This is a genomic window from Marinobacter alexandrii, assembly GCF_005871205.1.
In the GTDB taxonomy this organism is placed as follows: domain Bacteria; phylum Pseudomonadota; class Gammaproteobacteria; order Pseudomonadales; family Oleiphilaceae; genus Marinobacter; species Marinobacter alexandrii.
Genome location: NZ_SWKM01000011.1, coordinates 903,255 through 923,770, shown reverse-complemented (window position 1 = coordinate 923,770; position 20,516 = coordinate 903,255). Strand labels below are relative to the sequence as shown.

Annotated in this window: 22 protein-coding genes; 7 read left to right on the top strand and 15 right to left on the bottom strand. The window is 56.9% G+C overall.

Annotated elements, in window-relative coordinates; all coding sequences use genetic code 11:
- Window positions 1–6: 6 nt before the first annotated feature.
- Complete coding sequence (locus FCS96_RS04645; protein WP_171040689.1) at window positions 7–861, bottom strand: LysR substrate-binding domain-containing protein; 855 nt, start codon at window positions 859–861, stop codon at window positions 7–9.
- Between the two features lie 192 nt (window positions 862–1,053).
- Here FCS96_RS04645 and FCS96_RS04640 point away from each other — a divergent pair, with 192 nt between their 5' ends.
- On the top strand, window positions 1,054–1,308 hold the full coding sequence (locus FCS96_RS04640) for a hypothetical protein (RefSeq protein ID WP_138439044.1): 255 nt from the start codon (window positions 1,054–1,056) through the stop codon (window positions 1,306–1,308).
- Window positions 1,309–1,311: 3 nt separating this feature from the next.
- On the opposite strand, the gene FCS96_RS04635 is transcribed toward FCS96_RS04640, so the two are convergent.
- A complete protein-coding gene (locus FCS96_RS04635) occupies window positions 1,312–2,220 on the bottom strand; it encodes a homocysteine S-methyltransferase family protein (protein ID WP_138439043.1) in 909 nt (302 codons plus the stop codon).
- 44 nt (window positions 2,221–2,264) lie between these two features.
- Here FCS96_RS04635 and FCS96_RS04630 point away from each other — a divergent pair, with 44 nt between their 5' ends.
- Complete coding sequence (locus FCS96_RS04630) at window positions 2,265–2,564, top strand: 2OG-Fe(II) oxygenase (RefSeq protein ID WP_138439042.1); 300 nt, start codon at window positions 2,265–2,267, stop codon at window positions 2,562–2,564.
- Window positions 2,565–2,620: 56 nt separating this feature from the next.
- On the opposite strand, the gene FCS96_RS04625 is transcribed toward FCS96_RS04630, so the two are convergent.
- The 3 genes from FCS96_RS04625 to FCS96_RS04615 form a co-directional block, all read right to left on the bottom strand.
- Window positions 2,621–2,929 carry a lipoprotein gene (locus FCS96_RS04625; RefSeq protein ID WP_171040666.1) on the bottom strand — a complete coding sequence of 103 codons (309 nt, stop codon included), beginning with the start codon at window positions 2,927–2,929 and terminating at the stop codon, window positions 2,621–2,623.
- Window positions 2,930–3,033: 104 nt separating this feature from the next.
- Window positions 3,034–3,465: a DUF3010 family protein gene (locus FCS96_RS04620; RefSeq protein WP_138439041.1), complete on the bottom strand. Its 432-nt coding sequence runs from the start codon at window positions 3,463–3,465 to the stop codon at window positions 3,034–3,036.
- Window positions 3,466–3,484: 19 nt separating this feature from the next.
- The gene (locus FCS96_RS04615) at window positions 3,485–3,829 is read right to left on the bottom strand and encodes a PBPRA1643 family SWIM/SEC-C metal-binding motif protein (RefSeq protein WP_138439040.1); all 345 of its coding nucleotides are present in this window, start codon (window positions 3,827–3,829) and stop codon (window positions 3,485–3,487) included.
- 262 nt (window positions 3,830–4,091) lie between these two features.
- On the opposite strand from FCS96_RS04615, the gene FCS96_RS04610 reads away from it, so the two are divergent.
- Entirely contained in the window at window positions 4,092–5,837 is a 1,746-nt protein-coding gene (locus tag FCS96_RS04610; RefSeq protein ID WP_138439039.1) for an extracellular catalytic domain type 1 short-chain-length polyhydroxyalkanoate depolymerase, read from the top strand.
- Between the two features lie 63 nt (window positions 5,838–5,900).
- Here FCS96_RS04610 and FCS96_RS04605 read toward each other — a convergent pair whose 3' ends face one another.
- From FCS96_RS04605 to FCS96_RS04590, 4 genes are read right to left on the bottom strand one after another with little or no spacing between them, the layout of a single operon-like run.
- The gene (locus tag FCS96_RS04605; RefSeq protein ID WP_138439038.1) at window positions 5,901–6,968 is read right to left on the bottom strand and encodes an AbrB family transcriptional regulator; all 1,068 of its coding nucleotides are present in this window, start codon (window positions 6,966–6,968) and stop codon (window positions 5,901–5,903) included.
- A gap of 19 nt (window positions 6,969–6,987) precedes the next feature.
- Complete coding sequence (locus FCS96_RS04600; protein WP_138439037.1) at window positions 6,988–8,493, bottom strand: tripartite tricarboxylate transporter permease; 1,506 nt, start codon at window positions 8,491–8,493, stop codon at window positions 6,988–6,990.
- A 10-nt stretch (window positions 8,494–8,503) separates the two neighbouring features.
- A complete protein-coding gene (locus FCS96_RS04595; RefSeq protein WP_138439036.1) occupies window positions 8,504–8,953 on the bottom strand; it encodes a tripartite tricarboxylate transporter TctB family protein in 450 nt (149 codons plus the stop codon).
- Window positions 8,950–9,936, bottom strand: coding sequence for a Bug family tripartite tricarboxylate transporter substrate binding protein (locus FCS96_RS04590; RefSeq protein WP_138439035.1), 987 nt, complete (start codon window positions 9,934–9,936; stop codon window positions 8,950–8,952). Before FCS96_RS04590 ends, FCS96_RS04595 begins: the two co-directional genes overlap by 4 nt.
- A 152-nt stretch (window positions 9,937–10,088) precedes the next feature.
- Here FCS96_RS04590 and FCS96_RS04585 point away from each other — a divergent pair, with 152 nt between their 5' ends.
- The 3 genes from FCS96_RS04585 to FCS96_RS04575 are packed head-to-tail and all read left to right on the top strand — an operon-like array spanning window position 10,089 to window position 13,214.
- The gene (locus FCS96_RS04585) at window positions 10,089–10,757 is read left to right on the top strand and encodes a response regulator (RefSeq protein WP_138439034.1); all 669 of its coding nucleotides are present in this window, start codon (window positions 10,089–10,091) and stop codon (window positions 10,755–10,757) included.
- Window positions 10,754–12,154 (top strand): sensor histidine kinase, encoded by a 1,401-nt coding sequence (locus FCS96_RS04580; RefSeq protein ID WP_138439033.1) that lies wholly within the window; start codon window positions 10,754–10,756, stop codon window positions 12,152–12,154. The genes FCS96_RS04585 and FCS96_RS04580 overlap by 4 nt, the downstream gene beginning before the upstream one ends.
- Before the next feature lies 1 nt (window position 12,155).
- Window positions 12,156–13,214, top strand: coding sequence for an ABC transporter substrate-binding protein (locus FCS96_RS04575; RefSeq protein ID WP_138439032.1), 1,059 nt, complete (start codon window positions 12,156–12,158; stop codon window positions 13,212–13,214).
- A 31-nt stretch (window positions 13,215–13,245) separates the two neighbouring features.
- On the opposite strand, the gene FCS96_RS04570 is transcribed toward FCS96_RS04575, so the two are convergent.
- The 6 genes from FCS96_RS04570 to FCS96_RS04540 all read right to left on the bottom strand — a co-directional run bounded on the left by FCS96_RS04570 (window position 13,246) and on the right by FCS96_RS04540 (window position 19,404).
- Window positions 13,246–13,686 (bottom strand): universal stress protein, encoded by a 441-nt coding sequence (locus tag FCS96_RS04570; RefSeq protein WP_138439031.1) that lies wholly within the window; start codon window positions 13,684–13,686, stop codon window positions 13,246–13,248.
- A gap of 92 nt (window positions 13,687–13,778) precedes the next feature.
- Window positions 13,779–14,939 (bottom strand): sterol desaturase family protein, encoded by a 1,161-nt coding sequence (locus tag FCS96_RS04565; RefSeq protein ID WP_138439030.1) that lies wholly within the window; start codon window positions 14,937–14,939, stop codon window positions 13,779–13,781.
- A gap of 185 nt (window positions 14,940–15,124) precedes the next feature.
- Window positions 15,125–15,505 (bottom strand): rhodanese-like domain-containing protein, encoded by a 381-nt coding sequence (locus tag FCS96_RS04560; protein WP_138439029.1) that lies wholly within the window; start codon window positions 15,503–15,505, stop codon window positions 15,125–15,127.
- A gap of 439 nt (window positions 15,506–15,944) precedes the next feature.
- Window positions 15,945–17,870 (bottom strand): alpha/beta fold hydrolase, encoded by a 1,926-nt coding sequence (locus FCS96_RS04550; protein WP_138439027.1) that lies wholly within the window; start codon window positions 17,868–17,870, stop codon window positions 15,945–15,947.
- A gap of 198 nt (window positions 17,871–18,068) precedes the next feature.
- The gene (locus FCS96_RS04545) at window positions 18,069–18,356 is read right to left on the bottom strand and encodes a nitroreductase family protein (protein ID WP_228264040.1); all 288 of its coding nucleotides are present in this window, start codon (window positions 18,354–18,356) and stop codon (window positions 18,069–18,071) included.
- Between the two features lie 151 nt (window positions 18,357–18,507).
- Window positions 18,508–19,404 carry a LysR family transcriptional regulator gene (locus FCS96_RS04540; RefSeq protein WP_138439025.1) on the bottom strand — a complete coding sequence of 299 codons (897 nt, stop codon included), beginning with the start codon at window positions 19,402–19,404 and terminating at the stop codon, window positions 18,508–18,510.
- A gap of 125 nt (window positions 19,405–19,529) precedes the next feature.
- Here FCS96_RS04540 and FCS96_RS04535 point away from each other — a divergent pair, with 125 nt between their 5' ends.
- A complete protein-coding gene (locus FCS96_RS04535) occupies window positions 19,530–20,480 on the top strand; it encodes a DMT family transporter (RefSeq protein WP_138439024.1) in 951 nt (316 codons plus the stop codon).
- The last annotated feature ends 36 nt before the right edge of the window (window positions 20,481–20,516 follow it).

Below are 20,516 nucleotides of genomic sequence, written 5' to 3'. Positions count from 1 at the left end.
GCCGACTTACCTGAGGCTCTGAAACGCGCCTTTTACATGACTGGCAAGGGCGTCATTCAGAGGATTGGAGCCACGACGAACCAGAGCCAGCTGGTAGGAACCAATTTCCGGTAAGTCATCGCTAACTATCTGCTTCAAGGGAGGCCGAACCAGGCTCTTGGGGAACGGCGCCACCGCCAGGTCAGCCACCATTGCGGCCTCCTGCCCTGAGCAATGTTCACAGGTATAGGCAATGCGGTAAGGTTTCCCGACGCGGTCCAGAGCCCGGAGCGTCATCTGACGCCAGGCGCAGCCTTCGTGGGCCAGCGCGATAGGCAGCGGCGTCCGCAGAAATGCAGAACTGCCTTCCCGACCGGCCCAGACCAATGGCTCATCGTGAACAACCTCGCCACGGATGTTCCGACCTTCATTCGCGACGGTAACCAGAACCATGTCCAGATCCCCGGAATCCAGGCGGGCCAGGTTCTGCTTGCTGGAGCCGACCACCACATCCACTAAAACCGCCGGATAGGACCGGGCGAACTGAGCAAGAACCTCCGGCAAAATTCGGGTCCCCACATCGTCGGAGGTACCGATCCCCACTTTGCCCTCAAGTGAGGGAGCAACGAAATGTTGCACCGCCTCCTGGTTCAGGCGAAGCAATCGGCGACTGTAGTCCAGCAGAACCTCACCTTCCGTGGTAAGGGTGACCTGCCGGGGCTCACGGATAAACAGGCTTTTCCCAAGGTTCTGTTCAAGCTGCTTGATCTGCATGCTCAGTGCAGAAGGGGTCCGGTGAACCACCTTGGCGGCCTCGGTAAAGGTGCCGCATTCCGAGATCGCTACAAAGGTTCGGAGTACGTCGTTATCGAGCAGGGGCATGTTCACGTGTCTCGCCTCCCGTGATTAACAGTGCAATTTCACTTAAGCATAACTGAAGGCAAACTTAAATTCTTTTCGTTTGATTGAACCCATAATGACCGCCATCCTATTGTCACAGAATACGAGTGGGACGGTAGGTACGAGACAACATGTGCGCTTAACGAGTCCATCACTAACAAGCAGGTGACGAACATGCTGGCATTCAAGAAGCATCATCAATTTGCCCCTCAACAGCCGTTTACCGTCTGGATGGAGAGTTATTCGCGGCGCCAGAAGTTCCGGCGCATGGCTCGGTCACTTCTGGCGGAAAGGGACGAGATACTGTCCGATCTGGGTTACGACCGTTACGACCTGCTCGACGCTCTACACCTGCCTCTTCACAACGACGCTATGCAGTACATTGAGGCCCGGCGATCAAAGCGGAAGCAGCAGAACCGGGCCGACTGACTGTCAGTCCTGCCCTGGCAGCTGAGAAAACCGAATAAAGGTGAACTCGTCGGCCAGAGAGTCAGCGAGATGGCGAATGTGTGTGGGCGTGATTTCGCAACAGCCACCGACCACCCTGGCACCATCCGCCAGCCAGTGACGGACATGCTCAGTATGGGCGCTCGGAGAGATATCAATCCGTGCCTCCAAAACGTCAACGGATCTACCTCGCGCCATAGGCTCAACGGTTTTAAAGGCATTGGCGTAACCACCAACGACGGGGTATAAGCCAGCTAACCGGGGCATTGCTGAAGTAAGCACCTCAGGATCACAGCAGTTCAGCATCACCGCCGTGGGCTCGTAACTCTCGACAGCCGCTACAGCCTCCTCGAGGCTTTCTCCAGATTTCAGCTTGCCATCCTTTTCCAGGCGAAAGGCCACGCCAAAGGGCTTGCCTGAAGCTTGAGCGGCAGCACAGGCAGCTCTGGCTTCAAGAGTGTTGGTCATGGTTTCGATAAGGAGAACATCAGCACGGGACTGAAGACGAGCGAGGGTGTCATATTCCTTCTTCAGATCCTCGAAAGAGCGATCTGGCTGGATTTGGTAACTTCCTACCAACGGCCCCAAACAGCCAGCAATATCCACGTCAACGCCGGCGGCCTCAATCGCCTTCTCCAGCACAGTGAAGGCCTGGTGATGAATCGCTTCCAGCTGATCGAGCATGCCCTGCTCAAGCAACCGGGTCGGCGTGGCCGCGTAGGTATTGAGCGACAGAGTTCTGGCCCCGGCCCGGATGAAGTCTTCATGCACACTCGACACCACCTCCGGCTGTTCCAGCATGACAGCGACCGACCACAGAGGAGAGCTTACCTCGCGTGCGCGCCGGTAAATTTCCTGGCCAAGACCACCATCAAGAAGGGCAACAGATCGCATACGGCGTTTGGTTCCTTAAAATTCAATGTGAGACTATTGTCATTATGACAGCGAATGTAAAAACCCGAATCCTCCTTCGGTCTAAACGACTGAATATTTATCTGGTGCGCTACCCGGAAGGCCATAAGGTGGGGCCCCACCTGGATATGATTGCCGAGGGGCGTCTTTACAAACTCAACTGTGTTCTGGTTAAACCAAAAGTGGGCGGGGAGTTCGTCTGTGAACGGAATCTAGTGAATCTGGCAGGGCGAGTCATCCTGTTTCGCCCGGACCTCTACCAGCATCGCGTCGAGAAAATCCAACGTGGCAACCGCTGGCTGCTGAGCTTTGCGCTGACTGTATGAGGGGGCACTCGATCCTAGCCCCAATTTGCGCGACTGGAATGAGCTCGAGCGACACTTCATCCAACCGGCTGACAGCCTCGAATAGCCAGTGCAATATTGGCGCTGGCTTCGATCTGCTCATAGTACTTCGAGGCAGAATTAACACCCATCTCGGCGTAGCTACCGGCTTTCGGACTGACAAGCGCGCTCAGCTGCGCCAGGGCCTCAGCGGACTGGCGATCACGATCGTAGGCATTGAATGCCTGGTAGATTTCACTGCAGGTTACGCCATCGCCGTCAGTCGCCGCGGACGACATGTAGGTAGAGGTTTGGCAGCCAGACAACAGCGCAGTGGCGGCGGTGGCAAACAGGAAAGAACGCTTCACAGGCAACAGACTCCACGATTAGATGGGCGATTTAAACTTGTCCGAATACTAACAGATAAAACCTAAACCGAGCTCTGAGCATTTTCCCAGGTTCTTACAACCTGCTACTTCGCCATATGCGCCACAAACGCAACGACGAATGCGGTCTCCTGAAACACCTTCAAGCCGGTCTCCGCAAAGGTGATCGGCAGCGGATTTGCCGCCAGCGTGGATTTGATCTGAGCTGGCGACAACAGCGTCACGTCAACGTCCACCTCTGCAATCAGTTGAATAGTCGCTTCCAGTTTGAAACTGATGGCGCCACCCGCAAATTTTCCCTTCGGCATCCGCTCCTTGATCGCGACTTTCTGCACACTATCGTCAGACAGTAACTTCGCGAACGAGGCCTGGAATTCCTGCAGGTCTGCTCGGGTGTGGTTCTTCTTGAGTGTCAGCTTGCGCACCTTGCACTCGGGAAGACTGAACTGTCCGTAGTCCAGGTTCAGCAAACACACCACGGCATCGCTGCCGCTCAGTTCAACACCGCAAATAATCATCAAATCACCTCAATGGCCGTCAGCCACAGCACTTCTTGAATTTAAGGCCGCTGCCGCAGGTGCACGGGTCGTTACGGGACGGCAGTTTCTCCGCGGTCACTGTACTGCCCTTGTTCAGAATCACCGTCAGCTCGCTGATAGATTCCGTAGCGCCTTCGCAGGTATCCAGAGCAACCTCAGCGTACAGCCCAGCCTCGGCCACCTGCGCTTCAATCTCCTGTTTGCGGGCTTCATTGGTAACCACCAGCGACAACGGGAACTTCCGGGTGCCGCTCCTCTGGCTTGCGTTGGTCTGAAAACCGCCGTAAGTGGTGTGATGCTGACGCGCATCCTGACGGCCTTTGTAGAAAAATTTGTCTGACATATCGTCATCCCGATTGGTTGAGAAAGACAAAGGGCTCACGAAGATATGCGCAGGCCGCTGTCGAGGCCGCGAGTTTTAGCACGCTTCCGGGGATTTCTGGTAATGCTTTTCGTCAGGAAATCCAGACACCCCGTCCGGATTCCCGGCCACTCCTTCCCGCTCACGATAGGCCAAAACCATTAAGATCAACCAGTTACCGGACTGGCACGAAACTTCCTTGGTATTACCCGCCGAACAATAAATCCAATAAAAGGAGCATTCGATGATCACAGGTTCATTCATATCACTGCGCGTTGGCACCGCGCTGTCGACATTTATGCTGTCAGCCCTGCTGATGGCGCCAGCCGCGCCCTCTTCTGCGGGCCAAACCTACTCTTATTCCCTGCCGCAACAACCCTACAGCCAGTCCCGCACCCGGGATTACAAAGTGTATGTGCCAGATAACATCACCACACCTGCCCCCATGGTGATGGCGCTGCATGGCTGCAAACAGACCAACAACGATGTACTCAACGACTGGGGTCTGACTGCCGCTGCCGACACCTATGGGTTCATTCTTGTGGCTCCTTTTATCACCAGTTACGACGGTCTACGAAACGAGAACTGCTGGGGATTCTGGTTCGATCATCATCGCCACGAAGGTGCAGGCGAGACGGAAGACCTGCACCAGATCGGTCTTGCCGTTGAGGCCAACTACGCCATCGACCCCAACCGCCGCTTCATCACCGGCTTGTCTTCCGGCGGCGCCATGACCATCGTTGCCGCCGTGACTCATAATGAATACTGGGCCGCCGCCGCACCCGCTGCTGGCTTGCCCTACGGCGAAGATGCCGGCTCGGTATCATTGTCAGGCCAATGCCCGGGCAGCGCCAACTTTCACAGCGTGTCCCGTGTGATTTCGGATATGCAGAGCGAACTGGACGACAGCTATCCCATTCCGCTGATGGTGCTGCAAAACGAGAATGACTGCACCGTTCTGAAAACTGCTGCGGATAACACCCGAGATGCCCACCTCAAGGTCTTCGGCACTCCATCCTTCGACCACACCACTGCGGCTCAGGCGTCTTCCACCGCGTGTGCGCCTTACTACCAGAACAACTACAGCTGCCAACATATTCGCTACACCGAAGACGGTACTGTCGGCACCCGTTCTGTAGTGGAGACCATTTACCTCGATGGCCCTCTATCCACCCCCAATACCCAGGACACGAATCACGGGCATTACTGGGTTGGTGGGGCCAATGGCAACAACGGCAAATGGTCTGTGAAAGTCGGCCCCAGCTACCCAGACATCATCTGGGATTTCTTTGATCGTCATAGCCGTGACGGCTCCCAGCCTGAAGGATTCCCTGTCATCACATTGATTGGCGACAATCCTATGACGGTGGCCATTAACACCACCTTCACCGACCCGGGCGCCACCGCCGACGACGCGGAAGACGGCTCGGTCACTGTCACAGCCGATTGCAGTGCGGTGGATACCTCCACCGTCGGATCCTACACCTGCACCTACTCAGCCACGGATAGTGACAGCAATACCACCGTGAAAGACCGCGAGGTAGTGGTTTACGACCCCAATGCCCCGACCGAAACCTGTGAGCAAGCCACGGCCTCGCCCAACGCACACATCTCCGCGGGCCGCGCCTATGCCGGCGGAGCCTACAACTACCGCACCTTCGCCAATGGCGACAACGTCGACATCGGCGCGTCCTATGACACCTGGAACAGTGTCACCCTGTACGAAGGGGATCCGGGACTCTGGTACGCCAGCGTACCGACTGCCTGCAGCGGTGGTGGTGGTGGTGGCGGTAACGGAGGCGGCGGTGAGCCACCAGTGTGCCAGGACTGGAACGACACCAACCTCAACCACGACAACGCAGGCCGCGCTTACTATACCGGTGGCTATTACTCGACTGGCGGGGATGACTTCCTCGGTTCCGTATCCGGGGTTTACACCTGGGTGAAGGAAACCAGCGAAGGATTCTACGAGGCGGGTCAGTGTAACTGAGCTGCGACAATTCAGGGATGTGAAGGAGCCCGCCGAGAGGGGTCAGCGGGCTCCCCAACTCATTCAACTGCCAATACGTTTCAAAAACGCCACCAGCGCAGGCATCAACAGAATCAAGATGGTAATGCGTGCCAGGTGATGTGACGTAACGAACGCCGGCTCAATGCCCAGGGAGAGCGCGACCAGACTGAGCTCGGGGGCGCCGCCCGGCATATACGCCAACAGTACCGCAGCCAGTGAGAACCCGGTGGTCACGTGTGCAATCCAGGCGGCACCTATAGCAATAACCAGCAGCACCAAGGCCTGAACCAGAGCGATAAAGATAGTGGATCCCACCGACGCCAGCGACACCCCCACGAACCTGACGCCAACTGAAACACCAATCACAACCTGGGCCAAAGCAATGATCACGGGCGGAATCGTCGCTTCGCTCAGTCCACTGACGTGCAAGGCGCCGGACAACAGAATCGGCCCAAACAGCAGCGGATTCGGCAAGCGCAGGCACTGGCCCAGCCAGGCACCGGCAATACCGGCAATCACCAACATCAACGACTCGTCGAACCCCGGGAAAGCCAGCCACTGGGCCAACGTCATGCTGGGCTGCTGGAGGCTAACGTGTTCAGCCCACTGCAGTAACGGTGGAATCACCAACAACACCACCAGAATACGAACTCCGTGAGTCAGGCCAACGATCCGCATATCAGCACTGGTGTCGGCGGCCATCAGGGAAACGGAGGAGATACCACCAGGAACGCCTGAATAAATGGCGGTTTCAACCGAGTTACCGGCAACTCGCCGGCTCAGCCAGACCGAGACCACGATCATCACCGCAGTAGCGATAAACATGATAGCCAGGCTGATCCCCCAGAGCGAGAGGTTCGCCGCCAGATCCGGTGTGAACGCACCGCCCAGCATCACACCAATCACCACCAACACCGCTTTGCGCGATGAAGTTGGCGCCTGCAGCCGGACGCCAGCGAGGCTGAGCACCGTGGTGGCAATCAAGGCACCCAGCAACCAGGGCAAAGGGGTGTGAACGGCGTAGGCAAGGCCGCCGCCTCCGGCGCCAATCGCAAGCGCGGGCAGCAGCTTGCCACCCGCGATGCAACGCTCTTTGATCAGAGTAATCAACGCTGAGTCACCCAGATCATCACGCCGTCACCGGCGACTTGCGCGAGAACGCTCGGGACAACAGCCATGGCAATACCAGCAGCATGGCGGCAGCAATCCACAGGCAGATAGAGATCGCCGAATCCCAGAGAATCCCGACTTCCCCGCCGCTGATGGAAAGCGCCCGGCGCAGATTATCTTCCATCAATCCACCCAGCACGTACCCGAGGATCACCGGCGCCAGCGAGAAGCCAAGTTTACGCAACGCATAGCCAAACACTCCAACGATCAGCATCAGGTAGATGGCCATCAAATCGGAATGCAGCTGGTAGACACCAACAAAAGCCAGGATTGCAATTCCCGGCACCAGTACCCAGCGGGGCATTGTCAGGGTCTTGGCAAACAGGCCCGCAAGAGGAAGGTTGAGCGCCAACAGCACCAGGTTGCCGATATAGAGGGATGCAATCAGACCGCCAGCCACTTCCGGGCGTTCCGTAAACAGCATGGGGCCGGGCGTGATGTTGTAGAGCATGAGCGCGCCCAGCAGAACCGCGGTGGTTCCTGAGCCTGGAATGCCGAGCGTCAGCATCGGCACAAAAGAGCCAGCCGCGGACGCGTTATTGCCCGCCTCGGGAGCGGCCAGACCGCGCATATCACCGGTACCGAAAGTGTTGTGCTTGTCAGACAGACGCTTCTCGGTGGTATAGGTTACCGCGCCAGCCACTGAGGCTCCGGTGCCGGGCAACACACCCACAATGAAACCAATCACACCACTGCGCAGCATCGCCCACTTGCAGTAAAGCAGCTCTTTGGCGCTGACCATGACACGGCCCAGTGGAGGCATTTCCTGGTTGGCGTTCTTGCCGTGGGCATGCTCCAGCATCAGCAGGATCTCGCTGATGGCGAACAGGCCGATAATCATCACCACAAAATCGATACCGTCGTACAGCTCGGCCATGCCGAAGGTATATCGCATTACACCCGTACCGGAGTCGACGCCTACCATGGCAATCAGCACACCAAGCACGGCACCAATACCGGTTTTGATCGGATCGTTACCCATCATCACCGACATGGACGCAAAGGCGAACACCATGAGTGCGAAGAATTCGGCCGGACCAAACATCACAGCCACTTCCGCCAGCAACGGTGCGAACAACGTCAGACCGATGATAGCGATGGTTGCGCCCACGAACGAGCTGACCGCAGACAGCCCCAGGGCGGGTCCAGCCAGTCCCTTCTTGGCCAGGGGATGTCCATCCAGAGTGGTCATCACCGCGCCGGCATCGCCCGGAACATTCAGCAGGATGCTGGACATACGTCCGCCATATTCTGCCCCGGTGTAAACACCCGCCAGCAGGATCAGTGCGGACTCCGCAGGCAGCCCAAGGGTGTAAGCCAGCGGCATCAGAATGGCAATGCCATTGATAGGCCCGATGCCTGGCAGGGCGCCAAACAACGTGCCGAGTAGTGCCCCGAGAAAGGCCAACCCCAGGTTCATGGGGCTGAGGGCAACATCAAAACCTTGAATCAGAAAATCAAACATACCAGGCACCTCAGTTGAAGTCGGGCAGCCAATGGCCGCCTGGCAAAGCGATACCCAGGCCGAGGGTAAACAGGTAATAGCTCCCCAGGGTCATCAACAATCCAGCAATCGCGGCTTTTTTCCAGGAGGCCTCAAACAGGCGGGCCAGAGACAGCACGGTCAGGAAGGTCATGACGACAAACCCCAGGCGGGCAAACAGCAGGGCATAAACCAGGAGCACACCCAGAACGGCCAACAACTTCAGGGTCACGCGCTTGTCGGGCCAGTCACCGTTCTCGCCGGGCCGGAACACCAGCACCAGTGACAAGGTCGCCAGAATGGCCGAAAGCAGGATGGGGAATGCTTTCGGCCCAACGGGCTCGTAGCTGAAGTTGACATGAAACTGTGAGGCATTGAAGGCGGCGAATGCCGCCAAACCGATCAAGGCAAGCCCCAGAATACGGTCGGCGGCAATTCTCATTGTGTCAGCCCAACTTCTTTAGCAAGTTCTTTGAACTGGACAACCATCTCTTTCACGTAAGTGTCGAAGTTGTCGCCATAGCGCTCCATCGGAAACAGGCCGCGTGCGTCACGCATCTCGGCGAATTGTTCCGTGCCGGCCAGTTCCTTCAGACGCTCAACCCAGGTGTTGTAGGCTTCATCACTCACATCCGGGCCCATGTAGTACCCGCGCCAGATTGGCCACTGCACGTCATAGCCCTGCTCGGCCGCAGTGGGGATATCAGCATAGGGGCCGCCTACACGTTCTTCCGCCAACGCTGCCAGCACACGTACCTTGCCGGAATCCAGGTGTGGGCGAAGTTCGGAAAGATCGCCGGTGAACACGTGGATGTGCTCGCCCAGAAGCGCCGCCAGAGATTCACCGCCACCTTCAAAGGCCACATAGCGCAAATCCCGGGGTGAAACATCGGCTGCCTTGGCGGTAAGCGCTGCCTTCATCCAGTCCTGACTGCCAACGGTACCGCCGGCACCAAAGACGATCTTGCCAGGCTGTGTCTTCAGATCCTGGGCCAGCTCTTTCAGGTTCTGCCACGGGGCATCAGCTTTCACCACGATGGCGCCATAATCCACACCCAGAGCACCCAACCAGCGCACTTCGTCGGCGTCGTACTGGCCAAATTTGCCCAGCGCCAGGTTAACTGCAGCGCCGGTACTGGCGGCAACGATGAGGTTGGGGTCGTCTTTGCGCACGCCGTTGACGTGGTTGTAAGCAACGGCCCCGATACCACCGGGCATGTAACTTACCATCATGGGCTGATCAATCAGTCCGGTCTCCTGCAGGGAGTTGGCGGCTAGACGGCAAGTGAGGTCATAGCCACCGCCAGGTTTGGCAGGTGCGATGCATTCGGTGGGCTTGGCAAAGGCGTGGACAGATCCGGTCATTAAGGCAGCGCCGATAACCGCAGCTGCAGACCGACGAAGGAATGCGGTGTTGAATTTCATGTGGAACTCCTGTTGTATTTGTTTTGAGCGGAGCGCAGCGATGCGCCTCCGCAAGCCATCGTATCGATGGCAAGAGCTATCCTATGGACACAACCTTTCATTAACCTTTCAGCCATCTATAATCGCTGTCCATTATTTTAAAGAAGCCCCCCATGCGTCTGCTGATCGTCGAAGATGACCCGTTGATTGCCGACTCCCTGCATCAGGGACTGGCACCGCTGGGCAACACCGTTGAGGTTTTCACCAGCCTGAAAGAGACGCGCGCGGCGCTGGCGCACAGCCAGTTCGACTTGGTGGTGCTGGATCTGGGCCTGCCGGATGGCAGTGGGCTTTCGTTACTGGCGGAAATTCGCGAGCGACGCGATACCACACCGATCATGATCCTGACGGCCCGCGACGGCGTGGCGGAGCGGGTTAAAGGACTGGACCTGGGTGCCGACGATTACCTGACCAAACCCTTTTCCCTACCGGAACTCCAGGCTCGGGTGCGAGCCTTGCTACGCCGGAGCCAACAGCGCATCGACAACCATCTCCGCTTTGGCCCCCTGTGCTTTGATCCCGCCTCTGGCAACGCCACCTTGTTCGGTGAGCACCTGGATCTACCGCCCCGGGAGCTGGGATTGATTGAGGGTTTGCTACTGTACGCAGGGCGTATTGCCCCGCGTGAGCACCTGATTAACCGGTTGTTTGGCTTTGGTGAGGCCGGCCCCAATGCCTTGGAGGTCTACGTCAGCCGACTGCGCAAACGCTTGCAAGGCAGCGGCTTGCGCATCCGCACTCTGCGCGGCCTGGGATATCGCCTGGAGGATGATCCGGAGTGATCGTTGTCAAGGGCACACTGAAACAGCGGTTAGGTGCCTGGCTGCTCGCAGCGTTTGGCGTTCTTGGCACATTTCTGCTGATTGAGGCATACACCAGCGCGGAGCGGGCAGCAGATCGTGCATATGATAGTTTGCTACAAGCGGCCAGCCTGACCATTGGCGAAGCGGTCCAGTGGCAGGGTGGCCAGCCAGTGGTGGAAATACCCGCCGCAGCTTTTCAGATGCTCGCAACCGAGCAGCAGGAGCGGGTGTTTTATACGGTTGTGGACAGCGACGGCCAGTCGGTGACGGGCAATCTGGATGCGGCGATTTTGGAGACACTGCATCACCAGTCGTCACGTCAGTCCGAGCCGGTTTGGAGTTTCCTTCAGTATGCCGGCGCATCCATCAGGGTTCACGGCCGCCAATTGAAATCCGCTGGCTGGGAATCCGTGGAGCCTTTGCAGATCTGGGTCGGCCACACCCTTTCCGGCCGGGAATCCCTGACCCAAGACCTATTCACCAAGGCTCTGATCCGGTTTGTTGTCATGGTTATGCTGACCGGGCTGCTGATGCTGGTGGCCATTCGAACGGCATTGGGTCCGGTCCGGCGTCTGCGACAGCTCATCCGCCAGCGCAAAGCTGATGACGTCAGCCCCCTGAACGCGGAAGTGCCGGGCGAGCTGTACGACATGGCGGAAACCCTGAACGCTCTTTTCGAACGACAGAGGGAAGGCCGCAATGCGCTACTACGCTTCAGCGCCGATGCCAGCCACCAGCTAAAAACACCTCTTGCGGGTTTGCAAAGCACCAGCGAACTGGCGCTGCAAAGCAACCAGCCAGAGGACTGGCGACAAGCGCTGCAAACCGTTCATGACAGCAGTGAACGCACCAGCCGCCTTGCCGGGCAACTGCTCAGCCTGTCACGCCTGCGCCACGCCGAGGCCGGATCAAAGACGCAGATCGATCTGTCAGACTTGTTGCGCAAAACGATCACCGAGTGGGCCGATCGCGACATCGCAAAACATCACGATTTAGGCATGGCTGCCCTGCCCGACGCCCCAATTTATATTCAGGGCGAACCCTGGTCTCTGCACGAATTGATCGGCAACCTTATCGACAACGCACTGCGCTATACCCCGGCTGGCAGCGAGATTACCCTGGGCCTGACCAAGCAGGAAAACACGGTGGAACTGCGGATCCAGGACAACGGCCCTGGGGTAAACCCCGAGTTGCTGGACCGTCTGCACCAGCCTTTCGAGCGCGGCGGGCGCCAGGACACCGAGGGCTCCGGGCTCGGCCTTGCCATCGTCAACTCCATCGTGCAACGGCATCAGGCGACACTTGAAATTCACAGCGAGCCAGGCCACGGCCTGTGCGTGCGCATCCTATTTCCAACCCTGGCCGAGGAGACCTGACATGGCACGTTGGCTGTGGCCGCACTTTTCGGCTTTTGTTGTGACACTGTTTTTAGCGGTGAGCCTGCCGCCATCTGCGGCAAAGGCACAGAATAAAACCACGCTCGAAGTTGATGCCGCCCTGGATCTGCCCGTGGTGGCGCCACTGCTCGCAGCATTTGAACGGGCCCATCCGGAAATTGAGGTGTCATTTCAGGACCGGTCCACCCTTGAGGTGGATGAACGAGCCCGAAGCGCCTCACCAGCTCCCGATGTGGTCATCAGCTCGGCCATGCCCTGGCAGATGGCCCGGGTAAATGACGGCCTCGCCCAACCGCTCAACAGCGACGCCGCCAGCGAGTGGCCAAGCTGGGCGAAATGGCGCAACGAAGTATTTGGCTTTACCTTCGAACCCATCGTGACCGTATACCGTCTCAACCTGGCGCGGCACATGCTGCCACCCCAGACTCATGCCGACCTCCACACCATCTTGAATACTCATCAAGAGATGCTGCGTGGCCGGGTCACCACTTATTCACCCTCCGGTAGCGGCATCGGCTACACCCTGTTTCAACAGGATGCCCGCTATTCACCCCGGTTCTGGGATCTTGTTGCCGCTCTGGGCGCGGCCGACGTGCAACTGGAAAATTCCACCCAGAAGATGCTTGAAGGACTTACCGATGGACGCTACTGGGTTGGCTACAACCTGCTCGGCTCCTACGCTATCCAGTGGGCCCGCAGCCATCCTGAGCTTATTGTGCAGATTCCCCAGGACTACTCACTGGTGATGATGCGCATGGCGTTTATCCATCGTTACGCACCCAACCCCGAGGCGGCCCGTACATTCATGAATTTCTTGCTGAGCGCCGACGGCCAACAGATTCTTGCCGGCGAAACGCCATTGTTCAGTGTGCTGCCGGATGTGGTCGGCCCTTACACCTCGCAGCGGCTGCGGGATCAGGTTGGCGAGCGCCTCTACCCAATTCCCATTGATGCCTCACTGCTGGCATTCGTGGACCCCATGCGTCGCGATGTGTTCATGAATCGGTGGCGGCGAGAAATACGGATTCTGAATCCGTAAAGGTCTCAAGCGTCTTTGAGTGAAGAAGGCCTTATTGCCCGACCACGGTCACCGGCCCTGTGGCGTGCCGGACCACTTTTTCACTGACACTACCCAGCAGCAGGCTGCGCACTGCGGAAAAACCACGGCGCCCGAGCACCAGATGCGCACCCGGATGGTTGTGCATGTACTCCAGGATTTCGTGAGCGGGGTCACCATTCAGCAGGATCTCCTCCCGGATTTCCACCTGTCCGCCCAGCACCCCTCTGGCCGCACCGAATACTTCCTGGCCGTGCTTTTCCCGCTCCTCGTCAATCTTGCCACGCTCTACTCCAGCCACCACCAGCACTGAGGATTTGGCATACGGATATACGGTTAGCAACTTGAGCGGGTGGCCCATGGCTTCGGCCAAATCAGAGGCCAGCTTGGCGGCGCTCAGCGACTGCTCCGAACCATCACAGGCCACAACAATGCAGGGGGAGTCCTTGTCCATAATGACACCTCTTCATCGTTACAATATGCCACTCTAATTATCACCCCCGCCAGTTCTGGGGGTTTGACCCAGATCAACGCATGAATCGGCTTTCAGCCCAGAACCATTGTGCTCCAGAGACTTGCGGCGAACCAAACCAGAAGTGGCACTCGCACCCACTCGAGCCACTGAAAGCGGGTACGGTTTTCCAACAGATCTCCGGCAATGACCAGCCCGCCGATCACCAACACCGTGCCCGTGGCTACCTGCCACCCAGGCAGTTGCGGCGAGAGAAAGATAAAAACCGTGCAGACAACAAACGTCAGCATCATGGAGCAGCCAACGTACAGTTTTTTGCCAGAGCTGGTTTGCGGATCGTACTTTGGTCGGTCGCTGCAACCGGTTTTCTGCATGCCCGGGTCGGTGGCGTCCATGGCCAGGCAATCTGCCGGCCGCCAGCCGGTGGGCCGAAACCAGAGCGACGCCTTATCCTGCCAGCGCGCGGTATTAATGGTATCCCGGGCCAGCATCGACCAGTGCTGAAGGTTGGCGCGAACCGGGTTCAGGGTATCCAGCGGGCGGGTAGTACCATAGTGGCACGGCTCGTTTTCCAACTCCGGCTGCCAGGTGCCAAACAGTCGATCCCAGATCACCAGGGTGCCACCGTAATTGCGATCAATGTAGATCGGGTTCTTGGCGTGGTGAACACGGTGGCTAGAGGGCGTCGACATCACCCCTTCCATCAGCGGAATGCGATTAATGGACTGAGTGTGCAACCAGAACTGGTACATCTTCAGCACCACAAACTGGACCACAAAAACCACCGGCGGACAGCCCAGCACCGCCAGCGGCAGGTAGAACACCCAGGAAAAGGCATACTGGAACGCGCTCTGGCGCAATGCCGTGGTGAAGTTGTATTCCTCACCCTGGTGATGACCAACGTGCGCACCCCACAGGACGTTGACCTGATGTGCAATGCGATGGAACCAGTAGTAACAGAAGTCGACGCCCAGGAAGAACACCAGCCAGGTAACGGGGTTCTCCACCTGAAAATCAATCAGCCGATGGTTCTGCCACAACCAGATAAACACTGCGAAGGTATAGGCCTTCAGCAAGGCATCGGAAATAAGCAACAGCAAGCCCATGGACAGGCTGTTCACACTGTCGTTAAAGCGGTGCAAACTGCGACCCTGCAGCCGCAACACGCCATATTCCACCAGCATCAGGATGAGGAATAACGGTATAGCGAGACCGTTGATGTTGTAATCGCTCATGCTGCCGCCCCGACCATTGGGCGAAAATTAAAGTGCGACATTTTTTGTTGTCCTTGTTGTTTCAACAAGAGCCTAACAAAGGGCAACGCATGATCAATCAATTATGTTCCCTGTGGCGCCGAACGAGGCCTGAAAAGGTATGCCGCTCTCGATCAATAGCGAAAAAACGCTCGGGACACCTATAACTAATCGAACTCTGGCAATGAGGGTTTTACGACCGGTTTGTCCGCAGCCTGCCATGCATCTATCCCCCCGGAAATCGACAGAACATGTGCATAGCCCATTTCTTTCATGGCCTGGGCCGAGAGCGCAGCGCGCCCGCTGTTCTTGCAATAAATCACCAGGTTGAGTCCACGGTCGTCAAGTGCGGGATCAGCGCTCAGCTTGAATTCCAATAGACCACGGGGAATATTGATTGCGCCGGCAATATGGCCTTCGCGAAATTCATCAGGTTCGCGTACGTCGATCAAAAAGTCCGCCTGTTTGATGGCGTCGCTCGCCTGATCCAGCGAAACTTCCTTGATATGGGCCTTGGCGGCTTCGACCATCTGATGTGCATTTTTCATGTTGATGTACCTCCCGCTCAGAGTTCGATAGAAAGAAATCCTTGCCCTGCGTTCAATTTTCCTCGCCTTTGAAAAGCTCCGGAACGGACTGGCAAAACGTGCATTCCTCCGTGTCCACTGCAGCGCCTCCGGCTTCAACGTAACGAAGCCTGTGACTGGCCTTGTCCCTGTTTGCGGACACAGCAAATCTTCGATCACCACGCGTGGGTGTCTGGTCTTCAGATTGAGGGCGGTTTTTTGAGTCGGCCATTTCGAGTCCTCCTGATTTCCTTCTACGACTTTATTTTAGGAAAAAAGTTCTTACCAAATACAATAAAGTAATAAACAGTCTCGACACATTATTGCCAAAAGCTGCAGGCGGATGCAGGTCACGAAAGCGCTGGCGCGCTGCCTCAGCGCGGTGAAGAATTCGCTAAGACAGCGCCCCACCCAATCTTCTTTAACGAGGGTTTTCCAGCAATCCCTCCAAAATTGGCAGTTGCACCGTGCCCGCCAGGTTCACAAAAGGCACCAGGGCATCCCGTGACCAGCTCGCAGGAAACTGAGGGTGAAATCCGTAAACCAGCAGCGCGAGTTCGTCGCCGGGCGCCAGAGCCTCCGCCACACCGACCAGTTCAATGACCGCCTGATCCTTGAGGCCGCGCACCGGCTTGATCTGATCGTCGATCAGCTGCCAGCGACCCTCCCCCTCTGCACGCTTGCCAAGACCAACAAATACAATGGGATCACAGCCGGCGGCGTAGGGGTCCAGCTCTACGTCACAGGTTGAGCGCCCGGTCAAGTCAGACACCGTGAGCCTGGCCGTTGGAATACCTCCCAAGGTGACCCCGTCTGCACCAGCTTGCCCCAGAACCAATGCTACTGGGGGCTGGGTTGCGGTTGCAGACGCCTCATAACCGGAGGCGATAGGTGTTTCAGTCGCTACCGACCGCTCGACCACGTTAGCGCCCGAAAGGACACCTGCGTTCAATTCCGGTGCCGGAAACGAATCCACGGGAACGCTGATTGACTCACCATCATCCAGCGACAGACAGATGTTGGAATCTGTGCCATCAAAATATCCAGCCAAGTCTTTGCCTAGTAAATGATGCTCCAGCCAGTTCAGGGTGGCGTCTGATATCGAGATATCGCCGCAGGCAAACTTCCCCGCCGCGCCCTGGAAACCAGGCAATTCCAGCAAGTCTGCTGTGGGATCGACATACTCTCCCGGTTGCAGCTCGTCAGGTGCCTCAACGGGCAGGATATGGCCGGTTTGGTGAGTGAGTAGTCGTACGTCACCGCCACTGGCTTTCAGGCACTCGAAGTTGCGCCAGGCATCGTTGAAGTTGAACAAGGTGTCTTTCATACCCTGAGTCAGCAGCACATCCACTTCCGCATAAGGCGTGGGTGGAACATCGAATGCGGGCGGATTCATCTGGTAGGTCAGCAGACCAGAATCCTCGGACACCGTAACCGGCTTGCCGGAACAACGATACGCCGGGCTGTGGTAGTAGAAGAAATCGAGGCCGGCCTCAGGGAAGCGATTCAATGTCGCGCCCTGGGCAAGAATTTCCCGGATGATTGGGTCCAAACCACCGTTACCCTTGCCCGTCGAGCCGGCTTCACCGCCTGCCACCAGCACCAGGTCCCAGCCGGTTTTGATAACATTACCGGGATTGAGGCTGTAACGCAGATCGTACCAGGTAATGTCCGGTACCAAAGCGTCAAGCCGTTGGCCCGGATCCTGGCCATGCAACAAGATTTGATAGCCACCCCCGTAACTGCCACCGATCGCGCCCGCCACCAGATTGGGATTCAGTTCCTCCGGCAGATCTGGCTCCTCCCGGTAACGCAGGTAATCCAGATTAGCCTCAGCCCAATCGAGAATCTGAATCAGGTCCTGCCCCTCAAATTCCGGATCCATTACCCGAACCGTACCGGTGCTCTCACCAAAGCCCCTTTGATCAATGGAGATCACGGCAAAGCCGGCGTCACGATACTGATCAAAGCCTTCAGTGGTCCGGGAGCCTCCAAATCCATGCCCATGCAAAACCAGCGGGTGGCCTTCTGCACAGTCAATCGCACCGTTCGGCTCCAACACCTGAAAGGCAATGGTTTCACCACTGGCCGAGGTGAGCATCACTGGATAGCTGGTGCCACCCTCAATGGGGGTCTCGTCGTTACAAGATACGGGCGAACTAACTTTACATTGGGGAGGCGATCCGTTCCCTGGATTCTCACAGGCTCGTTCCGAGGAACTGCCAGCTTGCTCAGACTTATCGTCTTCCGAATCTGAGGACTGGTCACCACAGCCGGCAACAGCCAAGGCGAGAAGAACGGGTATTAATCGGATATAACGAATTGGAGAGAGATTAGTGTCAGGCATTTTTGTTGTCCTTGTTGTTATTTACAAAACTTCACAAAGGCCAACGTAGGGGGCTTCAGAATTGTTCCGTCGATCGTTGATCAAGGCCTGAAAGGACAAACCTCCCCAACAACTCTTGCCCCCCTGATATAGTGCTGCTGCTCGTCGAAGCGATTACTGAACCCCGGTTTCCGCTGTAGGGGTTACGGTTTACAATTCCTAGCGTCGAATCACGAAGTCGTCAAAATCGAAGCGGACCTTGGGTAAATCCGAGCTATGGTCTCTCGAGCTCCTGAGACCCAGCGCGACAATGGCGCTGGTTTCCAGCCCAAGATCTTTGAGCCCCAGAATCTGGTCATAGGCACGGGCGTCAATCCCTGTCATGGGACAACTGTCAATTCTCATAGAAGCCGCTGCAGCAAGCAGCGTCCCGAGCGCAATGTAGGCTTGGTGATGCGCCCAACTTATCTGTTCTGCTTCCGATTTTGCGGCTAAAGCCTTTTTTATATGATCGGCGTAACCCGCAACATCTGAATAAGCAACGTTCCTGCCCCTCTGGTACTGCGTGGTGTAGCGATCAACGGTCAGTATGGAACTTTATATTTTCCATTTTCGAAACAATTGGGCAGAAACCGATTAACGCCTTGCCATCAAGACGCTACTCCCAATAGGGCTTTTCACCCAAATGCTGATCCACATGTTCCAGAAGAAGTCGGACTTTCGTTGGCTGTTTCCGCCCGGGAGGGAAGATGGCAAACACGGTGTAAGGCCGGGGAGGGAATTCCTCGAGCAACGGAACCAGCGCCCCGTTTTCTATATCCGTCTGCACCAGAAAGCGGGGAAGAAAGCCCACCCCCAGACCTCGCAACAGGCTCTGACGAATGGCCAGGCTGCTATCAGTTGTGAAATTGCCATTAACCGTCACTTGTTCCTCACCCAGCTCCCAGACTCGGGGCCGATCATGATGAGTAAACGCCAGGCAATTATGCTGGACAAGATCAGCAGGGCGATTTATCTCCGCGGCATTCGCAAGATATCCGGGTGATGCGCAGACCATATTTCGAGACTGCCGCAGCGGCTTGGCGAGCATGCTCGAATCGGGGAGCGCACTACGAACCCGAATCGCGATATCAACACCCTGCTCGACAAGATCAACCATTTGATCGCTGAGCTGCAGGTCCACTTCTATTTCGGGATAACGGTTCAGGAAACTATCGATGGCCTCGGTGATGTGGGTCAGGCCAAAGGACATAGGTACATTGATCCGGATGGTCCCCTTGGGTTCGGCCTGAAATCCTCTGGCCTCCAACTCCGCTTCCTCAAGATCGTCCAGAATCGCCTGGGTTCGCCTGAGAAAGGCCAGCCCCGCATCAGTCAGATGCATGCGCCGTGTCGTCCGGCTGATTAGTCGAGTACCAACGTCTTGTTCCAGGAAAGCGATGTGCTTGCTGACCGTCGCAGCGGTTACACCCAGATCGTCTGCCGCTCGGGTAAAACTGCCCACTTCCGCGACACGTCGAAAAATCTTCATGGCAACCAGTTTGTCAGTGGCCATAGTTGCTCCCGGATAGTTTCCAAAGTGGAACAAGTATTATTCGAATATCTCCAGTTATCAATTGAATAACCTCAGGCAGACTGAGCATCAAATCTTTCATCCCCGCACACTGGAGTAGGCTGACCATGACTGCCCTGATCGCGCACCGACCACTGTCACCCAAGGCCATTGTATGGGGTTTGTTGCTGGCCAACGGTTTCCTCATTGCACTGATGCTGGCCCTGGCGAAAACCGCTACCGCTCAGGGGGTACCAGCCATCACCTATGCGTTCTGGCAGACGCTCATAGCGGGCTTGGTTCTGCTTCTGTGCACCGCGCGGCCTTCCGCTATATTCAAACGGCGGCTGACCCGGTATTTCTTGATTAGCGGCTTAACAGGCATTGCCATTCCCAACGCCATCGCGTTTTACCTGGTTACCAAACTGGGTGCTGGCTTCACCGGCATCATGTACGCCCTGCCGCCAATATTCACGTTCCTGATTGCCACTACGATGGGCCTGGAATCCCGCAACTGGACAAAACTCACCGGCTTGGCAATTGCAGTCTCTGCCTGCGCCTGGATTGTTCTCCAACGACACACAGAGATGCACCATCCCAATGGCCTTTGGTTCGCCCTTGGTCTTCTCATTCCAGTCTCACTCTCCATCGGTAATGTCTATCGTTCAGTAGCCTGGCCAACCGATACCAAACCCATGACGCTGGCCGCCGGCACTCTGCTCGCCTCTGCCATGACGCTGGGTGCGCTGGCTGTGGCACTCAGAACGCCTTTGGTCTCAACAGCGTACGGGACGCCGTTTCTTACCATCATTATTCCTCAAGGCCTGCTTACCGCTTTGACTTACTACTGCGCGTTCGAGCTACAAAAACGTTCCAACCCTGTGTTCTATAGCCAGCTTGGTGCCGTCGCGGCTATGTTTGGGCTGGTCATCGGCGTGGTCTGGTTTGACGAACGCTACGCCATGGCTATCTGGCTGGGCGCACTGACGGTCATTGCGGGTCTTCGTATGAGTAACCGTGAACGTCGGCCTGAGAGTTCGCGAAACCGAGTCACCTCCGTCAAACTGAGAAATAGCTAAGACGATCACAGGCGTGAGTGACTGGACTGAGCTAGG